16 protein-coding genes are annotated in these 18,982 nt (G+C 34.1%); 12 read left to right on the top strand and 4 right to left on the bottom strand.

Annotated features, from left to right (window positions below):
* Positions 1 to 241 precede the first annotated feature (241 nt).
* Both BSF41_RS00940 and BSF41_RS00935 read left to right on the top strand, forming a co-directional pair.
* The gene (locus tag BSF41_RS00940) at positions 242 to 1,243 is read left to right on the top strand and encodes a DUF2157 domain-containing protein (protein ID WP_095927657.1); all 1,002 of its coding nucleotides are present in this window, start codon (positions 242 to 244) and stop codon (positions 1,241 to 1,243) included.
* Positions 1,240 to 2,403 (top strand): hypothetical protein, encoded by a 1,164-nt coding sequence (locus BSF41_RS00935; RefSeq protein ID WP_095927656.1) that lies wholly within the window; start codon positions 1,240 to 1,242, stop codon positions 2,401 to 2,403. Before BSF41_RS00940 ends, BSF41_RS00935 begins: the two co-directional genes overlap by 4 nt.
* 132 nt (positions 2,404 to 2,535) lie before the next feature.
* Here BSF41_RS00935 and ytxJ read toward each other — a convergent pair whose 3' ends face one another.
* Entirely contained in the window at positions 2,536 to 2,925 is a 390-nt protein-coding gene (gene ytxJ / locus BSF41_RS00930; protein ID WP_095927655.1) for a bacillithiol system redox-active protein YtxJ, read from the bottom strand.
* 204 nt (positions 2,926 to 3,129) lie between these two features.
* Here ytxJ and clpB point away from each other — a divergent pair, with 204 nt between their 5' ends.
* The 6 genes from clpB to BSF41_RS00900 all read left to right on the top strand — a co-directional run bounded on the left by clpB (position 3,130) and on the right by BSF41_RS00900 (position 9,461).
* Positions 3,130 to 5,727 (top strand): ATP-dependent chaperone ClpB, encoded by a 2,598-nt coding sequence (gene clpB, locus BSF41_RS00925; protein WP_095927654.1) that lies wholly within the window; start codon positions 3,130 to 3,132, stop codon positions 5,725 to 5,727.
* A gap of 399 nt (positions 5,728 to 6,126) precedes the next feature.
* A complete protein-coding gene (locus tag BSF41_RS00920) occupies positions 6,127 to 7,035 on the top strand; it encodes a DUF808 domain-containing protein (protein ID WP_095927653.1) in 909 nt (302 codons plus the stop codon).
* 343 nt (positions 7,036 to 7,378) lie between these two features.
* Positions 7,379 to 7,789, top strand: coding sequence for a hypothetical protein (locus BSF41_RS00915; RefSeq protein ID WP_095927652.1), 411 nt, complete (start codon positions 7,379 to 7,381; stop codon positions 7,787 to 7,789).
* Between the two features lie 142 nt (positions 7,790 to 7,931).
* Positions 7,932 to 8,177 carry a hypothetical protein gene (locus BSF41_RS00910; RefSeq protein WP_095927651.1) on the top strand — a complete coding sequence of 82 codons (246 nt, stop codon included), beginning with the start codon at positions 7,932 to 7,934 and terminating at the stop codon, positions 8,175 to 8,177.
* Positions 8,177 to 8,467: a type II toxin-antitoxin system RelE/ParE family toxin gene (locus BSF41_RS00905; protein WP_095927650.1), complete on the top strand. Its 291-nt coding sequence runs from the start codon at positions 8,177 to 8,179 to the stop codon at positions 8,465 to 8,467. The genes BSF41_RS00910 and BSF41_RS00905 overlap by 1 nt, the downstream gene beginning before the upstream one ends.
* 103 nt (positions 8,468 to 8,570) lie before the next feature.
* A complete protein-coding gene (locus BSF41_RS00900; protein ID WP_095927649.1) occupies positions 8,571 to 9,461 on the top strand; it encodes a carbon-nitrogen hydrolase in 891 nt (296 codons plus the stop codon).
* A gap of 288 nt (positions 9,462 to 9,749) precedes the next feature.
* Here BSF41_RS00900 and BSF41_RS00895 read toward each other — a convergent pair whose 3' ends face one another.
* Positions 9,750 to 11,009 carry an OmpA family protein gene (locus BSF41_RS00895; protein ID WP_095927648.1) on the bottom strand — a complete coding sequence of 420 codons (1,260 nt, stop codon included), beginning with the start codon at positions 11,007 to 11,009 and terminating at the stop codon, positions 9,750 to 9,752.
* Positions 11,010 to 11,211: 202 nt separating this feature from the next.
* Positions 11,212 to 12,732: a choice-of-anchor I family protein gene (locus tag BSF41_RS00890; RefSeq protein WP_095927647.1), complete on the bottom strand. Its 1,521-nt coding sequence runs from the start codon at positions 12,730 to 12,732 to the stop codon at positions 11,212 to 11,214.
* Positions 12,733 to 12,916: 184 nt separating this feature from the next.
* On the opposite strand from BSF41_RS00890, the gene BSF41_RS00885 reads away from it, so the two are divergent.
* Together BSF41_RS00885 and BSF41_RS00880 are read left to right on the top strand one after the other, a co-directional pair.
* Complete coding sequence (locus BSF41_RS00885) at positions 12,917 to 13,957, top strand: agmatine/peptidylarginine deiminase (RefSeq protein WP_095927646.1); 1,041 nt, start codon at positions 12,917 to 12,919, stop codon at positions 13,955 to 13,957.
* Positions 13,958 to 14,171: 214 nt separating this feature from the next.
* The gene (locus BSF41_RS00880) at positions 14,172 to 15,356 is read left to right on the top strand and encodes an endonuclease/exonuclease/phosphatase family protein (RefSeq protein ID WP_095927645.1); all 1,185 of its coding nucleotides are present in this window, start codon (positions 14,172 to 14,174) and stop codon (positions 15,354 to 15,356) included.
* A gap of 101 nt (positions 15,357 to 15,457) precedes the next feature.
* On the opposite strand, the gene fahA is transcribed toward BSF41_RS00880, so the two are convergent.
* Positions 15,458 to 16,744, bottom strand: coding sequence for a fumarylacetoacetase (fahA, locus tag BSF41_RS00875; RefSeq protein WP_095927644.1), 1,287 nt, complete (start codon positions 16,742 to 16,744; stop codon positions 15,458 to 15,460).
* Positions 16,745 to 16,853: 109 nt separating this feature from the next.
* Between fahA and glyA the strand changes: the two genes are divergently transcribed.
* Together glyA and BSF41_RS00865 are read left to right on the top strand one after the other, a co-directional pair.
* Positions 16,854 to 18,128, top strand: a complete 1,275-nt coding sequence (gene glyA, locus BSF41_RS00870) for a serine hydroxymethyltransferase (protein ID WP_095927643.1) — start codon at positions 16,854 to 16,856, stop codon at positions 18,126 to 18,128.
* Positions 18,129 to 18,265: 137 nt separating this feature from the next.
* On the top strand, positions 18,266 to 18,859 hold the full coding sequence (locus BSF41_RS00865) for a tRNA-(ms[2]io[6]A)-hydroxylase (RefSeq protein ID WP_095927642.1): 594 nt from the start codon (positions 18,266 to 18,268) through the stop codon (positions 18,857 to 18,859).
* The last annotated feature ends 123 nt before the right edge of the window (positions 18,860 to 18,982 follow it).

Genomic DNA, 18,982 nt, shown 5'->3' with positions numbered 1-18,982 from the left:
GTGGTTTAATAGTCAATGTAATCGATTGCACAAATGTAAAAGAATTAAAATAATTTCAAATTAATTTTTCAAATATTTATGTTTTAAAGTTTTGATTTATAGATTTATAAGTGTTGTTTTTACACTATTTAATTGTAATACGATCTGGAGATATTTTTTAGAAAACAGTAAAGGTTTTAAAGTAAAAGGAGAAAATTCATGCTAAATACATATATTTGATGTACCAGTTTAAAACGTACCAATGGAAAAATTTAAAGATCAATCTACGCTTCATCTTTTCGAGAAGGGTTTAATTACACAAAACCAGTTGGAAGAAGTGAAAACCTATCGAAGCCTACATATCTTTTCATTAAATGCAGAATTAAAGCTATTCCTTTATTTATCAGTATTATTATTTACTTCCGGAATTGGAATTCTGATTTATGAAAATATTGATACTATAGGACACATCGCTATTCTATCGTTGCTTTTAATTGTGATTGCAGTCTGCTTTTTTTATTGTTTCAAGCATTCTAAAGGTTTTCAGAAAGCAGAAACAACTTTTGAGCATCCTGTTTTAGAATATCTGGTTTTGGCGGGCAATATCTTGACTTGTATTTTTATTGGATATCTTCAGTTTCAATATAAACCTTTTGGAGAGCATTACGGATTAGCGACTTTAGTGCCAACTGTTGTAAGTTTCTTTTGTGCTTACTATTTTGACAATAGAAGTGTTTTAACGATTGCAATTACGGGTCTGGCCGCTTATGTGGGACTTTCGGTTACGCCACAAGACATATTTAACGACAGTAATAATTTGTATGCAAGCCAAAGTTTAAGCTATTCGGCAGTAATGTTGGGAGTTTTACTTATTTTATGGACAATCTACAGTAGTCGAATTTCGCTTAAAACCCATTTTGGTTTAGTTTTTCTCACTTTTGCATTGCACATTGTAAGTATCGCTGCAATTAGTAACTTAACAGGTTATGATACCTTAATATGGGTAATATTTGCTTTAGTTTTAGCTGGTTCAACCTATTATTTTTATAAAGTGAGCTACCAATATAAAGCAATGTCGCTATATGTATTTATGATTGTTTATGCTTATATCGGTGGAAATATTGTTTTGTTTAGAATTTTTGAAAATGTTGATTTCTCTGATATTTGGGAATTATTAGTTTTCTTACTGCCAGCTTATTTTGTTGGTTCGATTATAATGTTCATTAAATTGATTAAAAAATTTCATAAAGAGATCGCAGAATGATAGTATACAGCAAACAATTATTAGATAATGAAATTTTGGTCGATGAAGCAGATTCTTTGTACAAAGGAGGTTTTATTAGTAAAGAACAGAAGAAATTTATAGAAAAAGAACTGCCCGTTTTAAAAAGTCAGAGTAATATTTTGGTTAGAATAGGCTTCTTTTTGCTTGGTTGCTTGTTGTATGGTTCAATTTGTGGAGCAATTTCTTTATTTGGATTAAGCGCAGAAAATGTGTTTTTTCAAATCTGCTGCTATATTTTTACTATAGTTGGATTTGCAGGAGTAGAATTGCTTGCAAATCAAAATTATCATAATCATGGCTTAGATGATGCTTTTATATTAAATGCGCTTTTATGTTTGGGCGCAGCAGTAGCAATAACAACTGAAGGTCATGAAATAGTAATTGCTTTTTTTGTAGCAATTGGATCGCTTTTTATGTTTTTGAGGTATCTGCACGTATTGTCAATGCTTGTATTTTGCATTTCGGCAACCGCCTTTTTGTTTTTCGGAATGTTTAAATTTGGAGACATTGGAAAAGCTATTTTGCCATTTGTAGCAATGATTTTTGCAGGATTGTTTTATTTTTTGACCAAAAAGAGGATGAATCATCTAAGTAAAAGTTACTATTACAACGGATTATTATTGGCAAATAGTTTTTGCTTGGTTTTATTTTATCTTTCTTGTAATTATTTGGTTGTAAGAGAACTTTCTGCAGAACTTTTAGGAACAGAAGTAAAACCTGGAACAGATATTCCGTTTGCATTTTTCTTTTATGGGTTTACTTTTATTGTGCCGATTGTTTACTTGGTGCAAGCTTTAAAAACAAAAGACAGAATAATGCTTTGGTTGAGCTTTTTGGCAATTGCATTTTCAATCTATACCGTTCGATTTTACCATTCGGTTTTACCAATCGAAGTAGCGCTTACGCTTGGCGGTGTAGTTTTATTTGCAATAGCATATTTTTCAATTAGAAAATTAAAGGAAAAAGAAAGCGGTCTGGCCTTTAAACCAGATAGAATAAACCATTCAGACAGTTTATTAAATGCAGAAGCTTTAGTTGTAGCCTCAACTTTTGGAATGAAACCAGAAGTTAAGACAGCTTCTCCAATGGAATTTGGAGGAGGAGGTTTCAGCGGTGGAGGGTCAGACGGAAGTTTTTAAGTTTAATTATGAATTATGAGTTGAGCGCTAATTTGGATTAAAATTTAGAGTTGACATAAAAAATTAAAAGCCTGAAATTATACAAATAATTTCAGGCTTTTAATTTTGTTGTAGTCTAAGTTGACTCATAACTCAGATCTTACTCTTCAATGCTTCTGCATCAATATCGCTGTGCGAAACATCGTAAACTGCTTTTCCGTTTTTGATCAATATCAATTGAGGAGATTCATGATAAACTCCAAATTTGCTTGCAATTTCATTTGAAATATCTCTGTATGTTATTAAGTCTAAAAAATAAGCGTCAACAACACCTTCAAGATCATATTCTCTTTCAAATTGTTTTAGAGCCATTCGGCTGATGCTGCATCTTGTGCTATGCTTAAAAATGACAACTGGTTTTTCATTTGAGATTGCTTCTATTTCTATTAATTGAAGCATATCTGTTAATTCAGTCCAGTTTACTTTACTTTTTGCTGCTTCTGAGTTCTCTGAACTTCCGAAGATTGAATTAAAAAAACTCATATTTGGCTTGTTTTATGACTTTTTGACGTGTTAAAAGCGTTAAAAACTGATTTCAACTGTCTTTTTGTCTGTTTTTTTTACTGTGGAATATAATTTGTCTATTCGAATACAAAGTTAAATTATTTGAGCGAACTATTTACCTCAATAAATCGTAACTTTAATCCTATATATTTTAAACAGTTAAATCAATCAAAATCAAAAGATATGAATATAAATAAATTTACAATCAAATCGCAGGAAGCCATTCAGTTGTCGCAGCAATTAGCGCAACGAAATGGTCAGCAACAAATTGAAAATGAACACATTTTTAAAGCTATTTTTGAAGTTGATGAAAACGTGGCGCCATTTATTCTTAAAAAATTAAATGTAAATGTGCCGTTGTTTTTACAAATTTTAGATAGCACAATTCAAAGTTTTCCAAAAGTTTCTGGAGGAGATGTTATGCTTTCTAGAGACGCAAACAAAGCTTTGAATGAAGCAGAAATCATTGCACAAAAAATGAACGACGAATACGTTTCGATCGAGCATTTAATTTTAGCCATTTTTGACTCAAAAAGTAAAGTTTCTCAGATTTTAAAAGATCAGGGAGTTACAGGAAAAGGTCTGAAAGCGGCTATTGAGGAACTAAGAAAAGGCGAAAGAGTAACTTCGGCTTCAGCAGAAGAAACCTATAATTCGCTAAATAAATTTGCTAAAAACTTAAATGAATTAGCTCGTACAGGAAAATTAGATCCAGTTATTGGGCGTGATGAAGAAATTCGTCGTGTATTGCAGATTCTAACTCGTAGAACCAAAAACAACCCAATGCTTATTGGTGAACCTGGAGTTGGTAAAACCGCTATTGCAGAAGGTTTAGCGCATAGAATTGTGGACGGAGACGTTCCAGAAAACTTAAAAGATAAAATCGTTTTCTCTCTTGATATGGGAGCTTTGATTGCCGGAGCGAAGTATAAAGGAGAATTTGAAGAACGTTTAAAATCGGTTGTGAAAGAAGTTACAGCTGCAGACGGAGATATTGTTTTGTTTATTGATGAAATTCATACGCTTGTAGGAGCAGGTGGAGGTGAGGGCGCAATGGATGCGGCGAATATCTTGAAACCAGCTTTGGCTCGTGGAGAATTGAGAGCAATTGGTGCTACGACTTTGGATGAATATCAAAAATATTTCGAAAAGGATAAAGCACTTGAAAGACGTTTCCAAAAAGTTCTTATTGATGAACCAGATACAGAAAGTGCGGTTTCGATTCTTCGTGGAATTAAAGAAAAATATGAAACGCATCATAAAGTTCAAATTAAAGATGAGGCAATTATTGCAGCGGTTGAACTTTCACAACGTTACATTACCAATCGTTTCTTACCAGATAAAGCGATTGACTTAATGGACGAAGCGGCTTCTAAATTGCGTATGGAGATCAATTCAAAACCTGAAGAATTAGATGTTTTGGATCGTAAAATCATGCAGTTAGAAATTGAGATTGAAGCTATTAAACGTGAAAAAGAAGAAAGCAAGCTGAAAATTTTGGGTATGGAATTGGCCAACCTGAAAGAAGAACGAAACGAAATCTATGCGAAATGGAAACAGGAAAAAGATATCGTTGACGGAATTCAGGCTGTAAAACATGAAATAGAAGACTTTAAATACGAAGCAGAACGTGCAGAACGTGATGGTGATTACGGAAAAGTAGCGGAGATACGTTACGGAAAAATAAAAGAAGCGCAGGAACGTCAGGAAACTTTGCAAAAACAATTGCAGGAATTCCAATCTGGAAATTCTTTAATTAAAGAAGAAGTTACTAGAGAAGACATTGCAGAAGTTGTAGCAAAATGGACTGGAATTCCAGTAACCAAAATGCTTCAGACAGAAAGAGAAAAACTATTGCATTTAGAAGATGAACTGCACAAACGTGTAGTAGGTCAGGAAGAAGCGATAGAAGCCGTGAGTGATGCTGTTCGTCGAAGCCGTGCCGGTTTGCAGGATATGAAGAAACCTGTTGGATCATTCTTATTCTTAGGAACAACCGGAGTTGGTAAAACCGAATTGGCAAAAGCTCTGGCCGAATATCTTTTTGATGACGAAAATGCAATGACGCGTATCGATATGAGTGAGTATCAAGAACGTCACAGCGTGAGCCGTCTAGTTGGTGCACCTCCAGGATATGTAGGTTATGATGAAGGTGGTCAGTTAACAGAAGCTGTTCGTAGAAAACCATATTCTGTTGTGCTGTTAGATGAGATCGAAAAAGCACATCCAGATACGTTTAATATCTTATTACAGGTTTTAGACGAAGGTCGATTGACGGATAACAAAGGACGTTTGGCCAATTTTAGAAATACAATTATTATTATGACTTCTAACATGGGAAGTAATATTATTCAGGAGAAATTTGAAAATCTAAAAGGTGGAGTAGAAGCAGCAACAGAAGCTGCGAAAAACGAAGTTTTAGGATTATTGAAGCAAACTGTTCGTCCGGAGTTTATCAACCGTATTGACGAAATTGTAATGTTTACGCCCCTTACGGTAGAGAACATCTCAAGAATTGTAGGCCTGCAGTTAAAAAGCGTTACAAAAATGCTGGCATTGCAAGGTATTACAATGGATGCAACACCAGAAGCAATTGCTTATTTGGCAGACAAAGGTTATGATCCTCATTTTGGAGCAAGACCTGTAAAACGTGTTGTGCAGAGAGAAGTTTTAAATCAACTGTCAAAAGAAATTCTGGCAGGAAATATAACAACAGATAGCATCATTTTGTTAGATGCTTTCGATGGCCAATTGGTTTTTAGAAACCAGACCGCTAATTAATTTTTTTAATGTTAATCTTAAAAAAGCATCAGTTTTTTAGCTGATGCTTTTTTTTTTGCCCAAAATTTTGAAACTTTTAACCTATTTCATATAACAAGATATTCTCAAAAAAGGATGAATTTTAAATAAATAAAAATCAGCAAATTATTAATTAAAATTAGAAATTATGAACAATATATTTAGAGGATTATTGGCAGGTTACGGAGCTAAAAAGCTTGGAGGAGGATGTTTTGGAACAATTATCGTTTTCATTATTTTGTGGGTTCTTTTAGGACAATGTAACTAAAAACCATAATACAGAAAATTACGAATAAAAACACAAATTTTGGTGTAAGATTATTGGGCAGATTAAGTCAAAATGTCTAGATTCGCATCACTAAAATAAAAATAAATTTAAAAATGGCTTCAGGTTTTTTTGTTCTATTAGATGATATCGCAGCAATTATGGATGATGTTGCAGTAATGAGTAAAGTTGCTGCAAAGAAAACAGCTGGAATTCTAGGAGATGATTTGGCGGTAAATGCCGAAAAAGCTTCTGGTTTTGCATCATCAAGAGAATTGCCGGTTTTATGGGCAATTAGTAAAGGTTCGTTACTGAATAAAATTATTATTCTACCAATTGCATTTTTGCTAAGTGCTTTTTTACCGATTGCAATCATAATAATTTTAGTGCTTGGAGGATTATTTTTAGCTTATGAAGGAGCCGAAAAAATTTATGAATTTGTTTTTCCTCATAAACATGAAGAGTCAGAAGGAATTACAAACGAAGATTTAACAGAAGAACAAATTTTAGAAATTGAAAAAGGAAAAATAAAATCGGCAATTGTAACCGATTTTATATTATCTGTAGAAATCGTAATTATAGCGTTGGGAACAGTTATAGATGAACCGCTAACACAACAAATTGTTGTAACATCTATAATTGCATTAGTAGCAACAATAGGGGTTTACGGAATTGTAGCCCTCATTGTTAGAATGGATGAAGCAGGTTATAAGCTAATAAAATTTAGCAAAAGCGAAAAAAGTCCATCAAGATTTATTGGAAATTTATTGGTAAAAGCTCTTCCGCTAGTTATAAAAGCACTAACAGTAATTGGAACAATTGCCTTGCTTTTGGTTGCTGGAGGAATATTTGTGCATTATATTCCATTTTTTCATCACTTGTCAGAAGAAATTAAAATCCCTTCAATTATCAAAGAATTTACTGTTGGACTAACTTTAGGACTTGTGGTTTTACTTTTTGTGAATCTTTTCAAAAAGATTTTCAAAAAGATTTTCAAAAAGATTTTCAAAAAGAAAACAGCTTAAATACAACTTCAATCAATATAATTTAAAAGCATCAGTTTATACTGATGTTTTTTTTTGTTTTAGAAGCATATCAATTCATTTTCAAAAGCACATTAGTCCCGCTCTGCGTTATATCTTTTCCCTGCTAAAGAAGCAGGAAAAAGGATGTCACTACGATCGGGGCTATCTAGGAAATCTTCGTTTTTATAAGAAATAACGGTATTTTTTAAATATTTTTATAGCAAATAACTTGTTGATTTATAATTGATTAATATTTAGGTAATACTATTTAACATTTTATTTAAAGCAACCATTGCAACTGAGAGACGTCTTCATAGTAATTAACAATTAATTATTATTTTATATGAAAAGGTTTAGATTAAAATCAGTTTTAGTAGTATTATTTTTATCAATTGGATTTGTTTCATGCAGTAGCGATGATGATAACAATACACCAGCTCCAACAACAAAAGCAGCTTTGGTAACCGAAATTAAAGGGCCAGCAACAGGAAAAGTAAACGACGAATTAAGCTATGATGTAACGTATGTGGTAGATAACGCTTGTGCTGAATTTGATAAGATCTCGGAAGTAACTATTGGATCTGAAAAAGGTCTTCAAGTAATTGCAAAATACCCATCAGAAGTTTGCACGCAACAAGTGCCGGATCCTAAGAAAACAGTTTACAAATTTTCATCTAAAGTAAAAGGAACTTTCGAAATCAAATTCAAAAAATCAGAAACAGAATTCCTTACTCAAAAAGTAGTGATCGAATAACAACAAGTTTAGTTGAATTTTTTTAGGTTGAAAAGCCATTTTACAGAAGTTTATTTTAAATGGATGTGAAATGGTTTTCTTTTTTCTAACTTAAAAGATGAACGAAAATTTCTATCTTTGAAAGATCAAAAAAACTATGATTATGGGAGCATTAGAGTTGAGAGAAAGTGTGTTAGAATATATTAACACTGCAGATGAACGTCTTTTAAAAGTAGTAAAAGCGGTTATTGAGAGTTATCAAGAAGAAGAAATAGTTGCATTTTCAGTGGAAGGAAAACCAATTACCAGAAGTGATTATAAAGCGCAACTGGCTGATGCTAAATTAGAAATTGAAAGAGGAGAATATACTTCCCAAGAGGATTTAGAAGACGAAGCTAAGAATTGGTAATGGATAAACTTTTGAAAGTAGTATGGACTTATACAGCTAAAAATCAGTTAAAGACAATTTACAATTACTATAAAGAGAAATCTGTTCAAGGTGCCAATAATATTAAAAATGAAATTCTGAATGCGACAAAAAATATACGTTTTAGTGAACAATATCAAAAAGACGAAATAGAGCCAGAATATAGGAGGATTATAGTTAGGGATTACAAGATTTTATATTTGGTGGAAGAAGAAGTAATTTATATCTCAAAAATATTTTCAACCAAAAGAGATTTTACACAGCAACCATAAAAGGAGCTTTTAAGCTCTTTTTTTATATCGTATATTTAAGTAAAGTAAACGCACTTTGCCATTCCTTTAAAAAGTATTATTTTTGCACTCTAAATTTTATGTCATGGCGAAAAGAAAGTATAAAATATCGGTTATTCAGTTAAATCTGAATGATGTTGCCGAAAACAATCTTAAAAAATGTATCAGCTGGGTAAGAGATGCTGCAAGTCAAGGTGCTGAGGTAATCTTACTTCCTGAATTATATAGCAGTCATTATTTCTGCCAAAGCGAAGATGTAGATAATTTTGCATTAGCAGAGCCACTTTACAGCACTTCATTTATTGCATTCAGCGAATTGGCAAAAGAATTAGGAGTAGTAATTATTGTTCCTTTCTTTGAGAAAAGAATGGCAGGAATCTATCATAACAGTGCTTACATCATTGATACTGATGGAACAGAAGCTGGTTTGTATCGTAAAATGCATATTCCAGACGATCCTCATTTTTACGAAAAATTCTATTTCACGCCAGGTGATTTAGGTTTCCAAGCAATCGAAACTAAAAAAGGTACTGTTGGAACTTTAATTTGCTGGGATCAATGGTATCCAGAAGCAGCTCGTATTACAGCTCTTAAAGGTGCTGAGGTTTTATTTTACCCAACAGCAATTGGGTGGCATCCTAAAGAAAAAGAACAATACGGAGAGAACCAATATGGTGCTTGGATGAACGTTATGAAAGGACATGCAGTAGCAAATGGTGTTTTCGTGGCAGCAGCTAACCGAATTGGTTTAGAAAAATATCTTGAAGGAACAGAAGGAATTCAGTTCTGGGGAGCTTCTTTCATTGCAGGACCACAAGGGGAAATTTTAGCTCAAGCTTCTCATGATAAAGAAGAAATTTTAATTGCTGAAGTTGATTTGGATTTGCAAGAAAACGTTCGTCAAAACTGGCCATTCTTTAGAGACAGAAGAATCGATGCTTTTGGAGATATTACAAAAAGAGCAATTGATAAATAATTAGATTAAAATTATATGAAAAAAGAGCTGTCTCAAAAAGACAGCTCTTTTTTGTAAGCTTCGGAGAAGCGAAATATTTATAGAACTTTAATAGTGCAAATGGAAAAAGCTCCAGCGGAGCGAAATCTTATGTTCTAAATATGTCGCTCCGCTGGAGCTTTATATTGTAAATATTTCTTATTTTCTATAAATATTTCGCTTCTCCGAAGCTCTATGTGTATTTTTATAATAAAAAGGAGCTATTTCGTATTGAAACAGCTCCTCTTCTCGTTTTTAGCTTTATATGTATTACTTCACTTGGAAAGTAACTCTTCTCACGATCTGACGTGCCTCTTTAGAATTTTTGTTAACAGAAGTATCTTCTCCGTTAGCAATTACATTCAATCTTGATGCGTCAATTCCTGCATTTACGGCTACTTTTTTAACAGCCTCAGCTCTTTTTCTAGATAATTCAGTGTTGTAGTTTGAATTTCCAATTTCGTCAGCATAACCAATAATATCAGCCGATTTTCCTGGATTGTTTTTCAAGTATTTCACTAAGAAATCTACGCCTGATAAAGATGCGTTTGTAGGTTTAGACGAATTGAAATCGAAGTAAACGTTTACATAACCACCGTTAATTAATTCTTCAACAGTATTGTTTGTAGCCGTTCCAGCGCCTTTCTTTTCGTAAGTTTTGTCTAAATAGCTTTCTAACTCATCTGGCACACCATTTTGATTCGTATCAATAGATTGTCCTTTTGTGTTAACAGCAACTCCTGCAATGCTATTTGGTTCTAAATCGTATAAATCAGCAACTCCATCTTTGTCTGAATCGATAAGACCAGTTTCGATTAAGTCCACTCTTTTTTCCAATTCACCAATTCTATCTTCTTCACCAACCCAGTCAGCATGTTTCTGATTTTTTCCTAAGTAGAAAGTCAAACCAACAGAAGCATTCAATAAAACGCCGTCAAAAGAACCAGTTGTTGTATTGCCCATTCCGTCAAAGTTCCAATTCTGTCTTCCGTTTACAATTCCAGTAAGATCTCCTGTTAAAGCTACACGATCACTTAATCTAATTTGTCCAGTTAAACCGGCAATTCCGTGAGCCATGTAATCCTGTCCTCCAAATCCTGTTTCGGTACTAATTTGAGAAACCCCAAAACCACCATGCGCCAAAAGACCGATTGTATTTGTCCAAGTTTCAAAATTTAAAGCACGTCCAACATTAACAACCCCTTGTAAACTTGCTCTAACATAACGGCTTTCAAAATCTGGAGTGTCTTTTTTCTCTTTAAATTGGTCGTAACCAACGTCTAATTTTACCCCAAATTTTGGATTAAACATATATCTTACACCAAGATCTCCGTGAAAAAAGTTTGCAGATTCTGTAGTATAACCTGGAGTCATAGTTCTGGTTGGTTTGTTAACACCACCATTTAGTTCGATCGACCATTTGTTGTATTCTTGATCTACATTAGGTTTGGTAGAAGTGGTAGCCATATTTTGAGCGCCTGCAGCAAATGATAGTAATAATAAGGATGCTGATACTAATTTCTTTTTCATGATATCAAAAATTAAATTGTTTTTATTTTAAACTCATGAACAAAATTAGAAGTCGAATCTTAGAATGCGTTGTATATACCCTTACATAATTCCCATCTTTTGGCATTTAATTATGTAAATACGTTAAAATAAGTACAATAGAAAGTATAAAAAAAGGACAAAATTCACATTTTGTCCTTTTGCTCTCCTGAAAAAGTATTAATTATTTCAAATCTGGCTGATAAATTTTAACAGATCCATCTCCTTCGCTGCTTACTATTAATAAACTTCTTTTTGTAGGACTTTTTGAAGCCGGAATGAATAATAAGCCTTCTGGTGCATCACCTGTTTTTACAGTTTGTAAATACTGTGGAGAAGTTGGATTTGAAGCATCATAAACCATAAACGCATCAGATCTTTCTAAACCAACAAATAAAATGTTTTGAGTTCCCATTTTTGCTACAACTACAGCTTCTGGCTCAGAACCTTTGTCATCACTTCTTTTATCGTCGTATGTGCCAATTTCATTCGTTTTTTTGTCAACATCATTTTTACTGTCAAAAACGATTTTTCCAGTGTTTCCATTCCAAATAGAGAATGATCTTCCTCCAAAACTTACCATTTGATCTAGATCTCCATCTCCGTCAGTGTCTCCCATATCTGTAACAAGGTTTAATCTTCCTAAATTAGTATCTAATTTTAAAGTAGCAGCATCTGGAAAAGCGGTTGCGTCAAGTGTCATGCTTTTCATACGTTTCACATCAGAGTAAGCTGCGTATTCTCTTGCATCACCTTCGTTGGCAGTAACAAAATAAGGAATATTATTTAAGGTATAATGGCTGATGGCATCTGGCATATAAAGACCTTTTACTTTCCACGGATTAAAGGCGATTTTATTATCGCTATCACTTACATCAATTGCATTTTCAGCAGTATTGTAATCTTTTAAACCTAAAGGATAAATGGCTGTAATAGTTTTTGAAGTTAAATCTACTTTTGCAACGCCATTATTTTCTTGTAGCGTCACCCAAGCAGTTTTAGAATCGTCAGAAATAGTAATGTATTCTGGTTCGATATCTTGAGCAAAACTAGTTTTAGCAAATTTTGAAATTCTGAAGCCATCTTTTACCAATGCCGCAGCTTGACCTGCAAACGAGCTGAAATCTAAAGTTGTGACATTGTAAGTGTTAGTTTCAATAATAGAAATTGTTCCATTTGGATCTTGAGAATAATCGGTATTTGGCTCGCCTTCGTTAGCTGTCATGATATATTTTCCATCTGGAGAAAAAGTAATCATATCTGGCAATGCACCAACTGTAACTTGTTTGATTAAACTGTAATCAGAAGTATTAAAGACTACTACTTTCCCGTTTCCTTGTTTGTTTGCAGTAGATTCTAAAGCAACAGCCAATTTTCCGTCAAAAACAGAAACACTGTTTGCAGCACCTTCGTAAGCAACTAAATCAATTTTTCCGACTTTAAGAGGTTTTGTTGGGTCGGCGATATCAATAACGTCAATTTGGTTTACACCGCTGTTGTTTACCGTAAAAAGTCTTTTTGTTTTCTCGCAGTAAGCAGAGATTTCTGCAGCAGCTTCTCCGCCAATTGTAATAGAGCCAATTTCTTTAAAAGTTCCAGGGTTTTCGTTTACAACAACTTCTGGTTCGTTGTTCGAATTTTCATCATTGTTACAGCTTGCTAATATAAAAAGAACAGCTAATAATGAGATTGATAAATTTTTCATGTGTTAGTTTTTAGTTTTTGCAAAAGTAATTCGGGCCTCGCTGTTAAATATTAAGGATGTATTATTTAATCTTTAACTTAATTTTTGCAGGATATTTTTTGTGAAATAACACACGATTTTGGTTCAAATGTTTTAAAATCCTAACGAATGCTTATCTTTGCACTTTCTAAATTAGAACGTATTTATGTCAACAGATAATAGAAGATTTCCAGCAGAATGGGAAAAGCAACAAGGGATTGTATTGTGTTTTCCGCACAATGGTAACGATTGGCCAGGAAAATACGAAGCTGTTCAATGGGCTTTTGTAGAATTTATAAAAAAAGTAGCCACTTTTGAAACTGTTTTTTTGGTGGTTGCCGACGAAAAATTAAAAGAAAAAGTTGCCGATATGCTTGAAAGAGCGCGCGTAAACCTTAAAAACGTTTCTTATATTATTCATAAAACCAACAGAAGCTGGATGCGCGACTCAGGACCAATTATCGTAAAAAACGGTTCGAAAAGAGAAGCACTTAACTTTAACTTTAACGGCTGGGCAAAATATAAAAACTATCAATTAGATAAATTTGTTCCAGGTAAAGTGGCAGATTTTATTGATGTTCCTTTAACACAAGTGATGTACAAAGGAAAACCAGTAATTGTTGAGGGAGGAGCAATTGATGTAAACGGAAAAGGAACTTTACTAACTTCTGAAGAGTGTTTAATGCACCCAACAATTCAGGTAAGAAATCCTGGTTTTACTAAAGAAGATTACGAAGCTGTTTTTAAAGAATATCTTGGAGTTACCAATGTAATTTGGTTAGGAGATGGAATTGAAGGCGATGATACACATGGTCATATTGACGATTTATGCCGATTTGTAAATGAAGATACCATTGTTACGATTGTAGAAACAGATAAAAACGATTCAAACTATAAACCTTTGCAGGATAATTTGAAACGTTTGCAAAACGCAAAATTAGAAAACGGAAAAGCGCCAGTAATTGTTGCGTTACCAATGCCAAAACGTGTAGATTTTGAAGATTTACGTTTACCAGCAAGTTATGCAAACTTCTTGATCTTGAATAATTGTGTTTTAGTTCCGACATTCAATGATAGTAATGATCGAGTGGCTTTAAATATATTGGCTGAATGTTTCCCTGATCGTGAAGTAATCGGTATAAGTTGTATTGATTTTATTTGGGGATTTGGAACATTGCATTGTTTAAGTCAGCAGATTCCTGCATAAAAATAGTAGCAATAGATTAAAAAAAATCACTTTTGATCTTTTTAATCTGTGATAAAATTATCAGATATACAGAGACTTTCTTATATTATTTGAGCTGTCACCAAAAGTGGCAGCTTTTTTTTGTTGTATATTTAACAGACAGATTTGCCGTGTGTCCCCGTATCCTTCTTATATTCGTATGTTCAATAATGCAGAAATGCAGATTTAATTTTATATGAAGAAAATATTTTTTATCCTTTCCGTGCTTTCTTCCGGAATTCTTTTTTCGCAGTCTGAGTCGCAGGAAAAACCAGAACTTACATTTGCTACCTACAATGTAAGTATGGAATCTGATAATTATTCTCCGAAAGGCGCAATGGGAAAATCGGAGCAGATATTGATTTATCAGCTTAATTCAGGGCATAATACTCAAATCAGAAATATCGCCCAAATTATTCAGACCGTTAGGCCAGACGTTATTCTGCTAAACGAATTTGATTATATTAAAAACCCTGAACTTGGTGTAAAGGCGTTTATTAAAAATTATTTGAATGTGAGCCAAGGCGGAGCAGCACCTATTGATTATCCTTACTACTATTATTCAACAGTGAATACGGGTCAGCCAAGTCCTTACGATTTGAACAATGATGGGAAGTTGGATAGTTTTGGAAATGATGCATGGGCATTTGGTATGTATCCTGGTCAATATGGGATGATGCTTTTGTCTAAATATCCTATTGATGTTAAGTCGGTTCGTACTTTTCAACATTTTAAATGGAAAGATATGCCGGGAGCATTGCTTACCAAAAAAGTAGATGGATCGGATTGGTACAGTAAGAAAGCATGGAAGGAATTTCCATTATCTTCAAAATCTCACTGGGATGTCCCTGTACAGATAGGCAATGAAACGGTTCATGTTTTAGTCAGTCATCCAACTCCTCCTACTTTTGACGGTGCTGAAGATCGCAATGGGAAAAGAAATCATGATGAAATTCGATTCTGGAGAGACTATATTTCAGACAATTCGGCTTCGTACATTTATGATGATAAAGGCGTTAAAGGCGGTTTGTCTCCTAATTCTCGATTTGTTATAATGGGTGATCAAAACGCTTCACCAGTTGAAGGGGATGCTATAAGGGAAGGTATAAAGTCTTTAATAGACAGTCCGAAAATTAATAATGACTTTACGCCCGCTAGTAAAGGTGGTGCTGAATTTAGTCCTGAAAATCCTTTTGGAGTTAATCATACAGCCTTTTGGAGAATGCGTGCAGATTATGTATTGCCATCCAGACTTGGATTTAAGGTTCTCAACAGCGGTGTATTCTGGCCTGCCAAAGGCGAACCAATGTCGGAATTGGTTGAAAAACGCGAATCAAGTTCAGATCATCGTTTGGTTTGGGTAAAGATAGTTTTGGAATAAATAAAACTTTGCCTTTTAATTTACGAGATTAAATAAAGCATAAAAAAACCTTGGGATAACCAAGGTTTTTTGTTTTATATCTCTTCAGTTTTATCTGCTCTTCATTGTTTAATGAAAGGAGGTAGCAATTGGCTAGAAACTTCTCCAAAACCAATTCTTACTTCCGTATTTTCACAGAACCCACGAATAATTACAGTATCATTATCTTCAATAAATTTACGTTCGCTTCCGTCTTTTAACTTCAATGGATTTTTTCCTCCCCAAGTTAATTCTAGCATAGAACCAAAACTATCAGGAGTTGGACCAGAAATTGTTCCAGAACCCATCATGTCGCCAGAGTTTACACGGCATCCATTAGAAGTGTGATGTGCTAATTGCTGACTCATTGACCAGTATAAATATTTGAAGTTAGATCTTGAAATAATAGTTTCTTCTTCTTGATTTTCAGGTTTTAAAGAAACTTCCAAATGAATGTCAAAAGCTTTTTTTCCTTTGGTCTGCAAATACGGAAGTGGTGTTGGATCTTGTTTAGGGCCCTTTGTTCTAAAAGGTTCCAAGGCATCCATAGTCACAATCCAAGGTGAGATAGAAGTCGCAAAGTTCTTAGCTAAGAATGGCCCAAGTGGCACATATTCCCATTTCTGAATGTCGCGAGCACTCCAGTCATTTAGTAAAACCATTCCGAAAATATAATCTTCAGCTTCATAAGTTGAAATATTTTCGCCCATTACATTTACATCTGTTGTAATAAAAGCAGTCTCTAATTCAAAATCTACTAAACGTGAAGCACCGAAAACAGGCGTGTCGTGTCCAGCTGGCAAAGTTTGTCCCATCGGTCTGTGAACTGGAATTCCAGATGGTACAATGGTAGAACTTCTTCCATGATATCCAACTGGAATATGAAGCCAGTTTGGCAACAAAGCATTGTCTGGATCTCGGAACATTTTACCCACGTTTGTAGCGTGCTCTCTACTAGAATAAAAGTCGGTGTAATCACCAATTAAAACAGGAAGTTGCATCTCTACATCTTCAATTTTAAATATAACAATATCTCTATGTTTTGTTGAATCTCTTAATTGTGGATTAGTTTCGTCGAATATATCTGCAATACGATTTCGAACTAAACGCCATGTTTTTTTTCCGTCAGAAATAAAATCATTTAGCGTATCCTGCATAAACATATCATCGGTTAATTCTATTCCTTCAAAATAGTTTAATTGCTGTAAAGCACCTAAATCTATGGCGTAATCGCCAATTCGCGTTCCTACGGTAACGACATTTTCTTTAGTAAGAAATACACCGAAAGGAATATTCTGAATGGGGAAGTCGCTATTTTCTGGCACTTCTAACCATGATTTTCTACTGGTATCGTTGGCAGTTATTGGCATGTTTAATGTTAATTATTTGTTGAAAAATTACTTGTCAAATATATCATAATCTAGCAGTTTGACAAACGTTTTTTTGTATTTTTGCGTGAAATTAACGAAAAACAAAAAAATGCAACGCGACGAACAAATTTTTGATCTTATCCAAGAGGAGAAAGAAAGACAAATTCACGGACTAGAGCTTATTGCTTCTGAGAATTTTGTAAGTGATGAAGTAATGGCAGCAGCAGGGTCTGTTTTAACTAATAAATATGCAGAGGGTTATCCTGGTAAAAGATACTACGGCGGTTGTGAAGTAGTTGACGTTATTGAGCAAATTGCTATTGACAGAGCTAAAGAATTATTTGGTGCTGAATATGCAAACGTACAGCCTCACTCAGGTTCTCAAGCAAACACAGCTGTTTATCACGCTTGTTTAAATCCTGGTGATACTATTTTAGGTTTTGACTTATCTCACGGAGGTCACTTAACTCATGGTTCTCCAGTAAACTTCTCAGGACGTTTATACCGTCCAGTTTTCTACGGTGTAGATGCTGAAACTGGTCGTTTAGATTATGATAAAATTCAAGAAATTGCAACCAAAGAACAGCCAAAATTAATCATCGCTGGAGCTTCGGCTTATTCTCGTGATATGGATTTTGCTCGTTTCAGACAAATTGCTGACAGCGTAGGAGCGATCTTATTTGCTGATATTTCTCACCCAGCTGGTCTTATCGCAAAAGGATTATTAAACGATCCAATTCCACATTGTCATATTGTTTCTACAACAACTCACAAAACATTAAGGGGACCACGTGGAGGTCTTATCTTAATGGGGAAAGATTTCCCAAATCCACAAGGGTTAACAACTCCAAAAGGAGAAATCAGAATGATGTCTTCATTATTGGATCTAGCTGTTTTCCCAGGAAATCAAGGTGGACCTTTAATGCACATTATCGCTGCTAAAGCGGTTGCTTTTGGTGAAGCTCTTAAAGATGAGTTCTTTACTTATGCAATGCAATTGCAAAAAAATGCAAATGCAATGGCTGATGCTTTCGTAAAAAGAGGTTATAACATTATCTCTGGTGGAACTGACAACCATATGATGCTTATTGACTTAAGAAATAAAAATATTTCTGGTAAAGAAGCTGAAAACGCATTAGTGAAAGCTGAAATTACAGTAAACAAAAATATGGTTCCTTTTGACGATAAATCTCCATTTATCACGTCTGGAATTCGTGTTGGAACAGCTGCAATCACAACTCGTGGTTTAGTTGAAAAAGATATGGAAACTATCGTAGCTTTAATCGATAAAGTTCTTACTGATTATACAAATGAGGATGTTATCGAAGAAGTTGCTGAAGAAGTAAACGAATTAATGAGCGAAAGACCAATTTTTGCGTATTAATTAGTTTAAAGTTTAAGGTTTCAAGTTTAAAGTTTTGTAATGCGTGAATAAGCGCATTATGAAACTTTAAACTTTTTTTCGTTTAGAAAAGAAACTTGAAACCTGAAACAAAATAAACCTGAAACAAATTAAAAGAAATGGGCGTATTAAGATTACAATTGCCAACCGACCCAAGATGGGTAAATATTGTTGAGAAAAACATTGAAGAAATCTTGACAGATCACGCTTGGTGCGAACAGAAAGCAGCAACAAACGCGATTACGATTATTACGAATAATTCGGAGCATCAAGATTTAGTAAAAGATTTATTGGCTTTAGCCAAAGAAGAAATAGATCATTTTGAACAGGTTCATAATATCATCATCAAAAGAGGACTAAAACTAGGACGTGAGCGTAAGGATGATTATGTAAACGAACTATATCAATACATGAAAAGAAGCGGTGACGGAAGTCGTGTTTCTGGACTTGTAGAAAGATTATTATTCTCAGCAATGATCGAAGCTAGAAGCTGTGAACGCTTTAAAGTGCTTTCTGAGAATATTAAAGATGAAGAATTAGCTGTTTTCTACAGAGAATTAATGGAAAGCGAAGCAGGACATTATACCACTTTTATCACATACGCTCGTAAATACGGCAAAGGAATAGACGTTGAAAAACGCTGGAGAGAATGGTTAGAATTTGAAGAATCTATCATTACCAATTACGGAAAAGGAGAAACGATTCACGGGTAGTTTTTTAAGTTTTCAGTCGCAGTTTTCAGTTTTCACGTTTGTCAGGCTGAGCGAAGTCGAAGCCCACGCAAAGTAAATCAATTGTTCAAAAGTTCAAGTTTTTGTTAATCTAAAATCTAAAGT

Source organism: Flavobacterium sp. ACN2, assembly GCF_002303885.1.
Lineage (GTDB): Bacteria > Bacteroidota > Bacteroidia > Flavobacteriales > Flavobacteriaceae > Flavobacterium.
The sequence above is the reverse complement of the archived record's forward strand: the minus strand, read 5'-3'. Positions and strand labels throughout refer to the sequence as shown.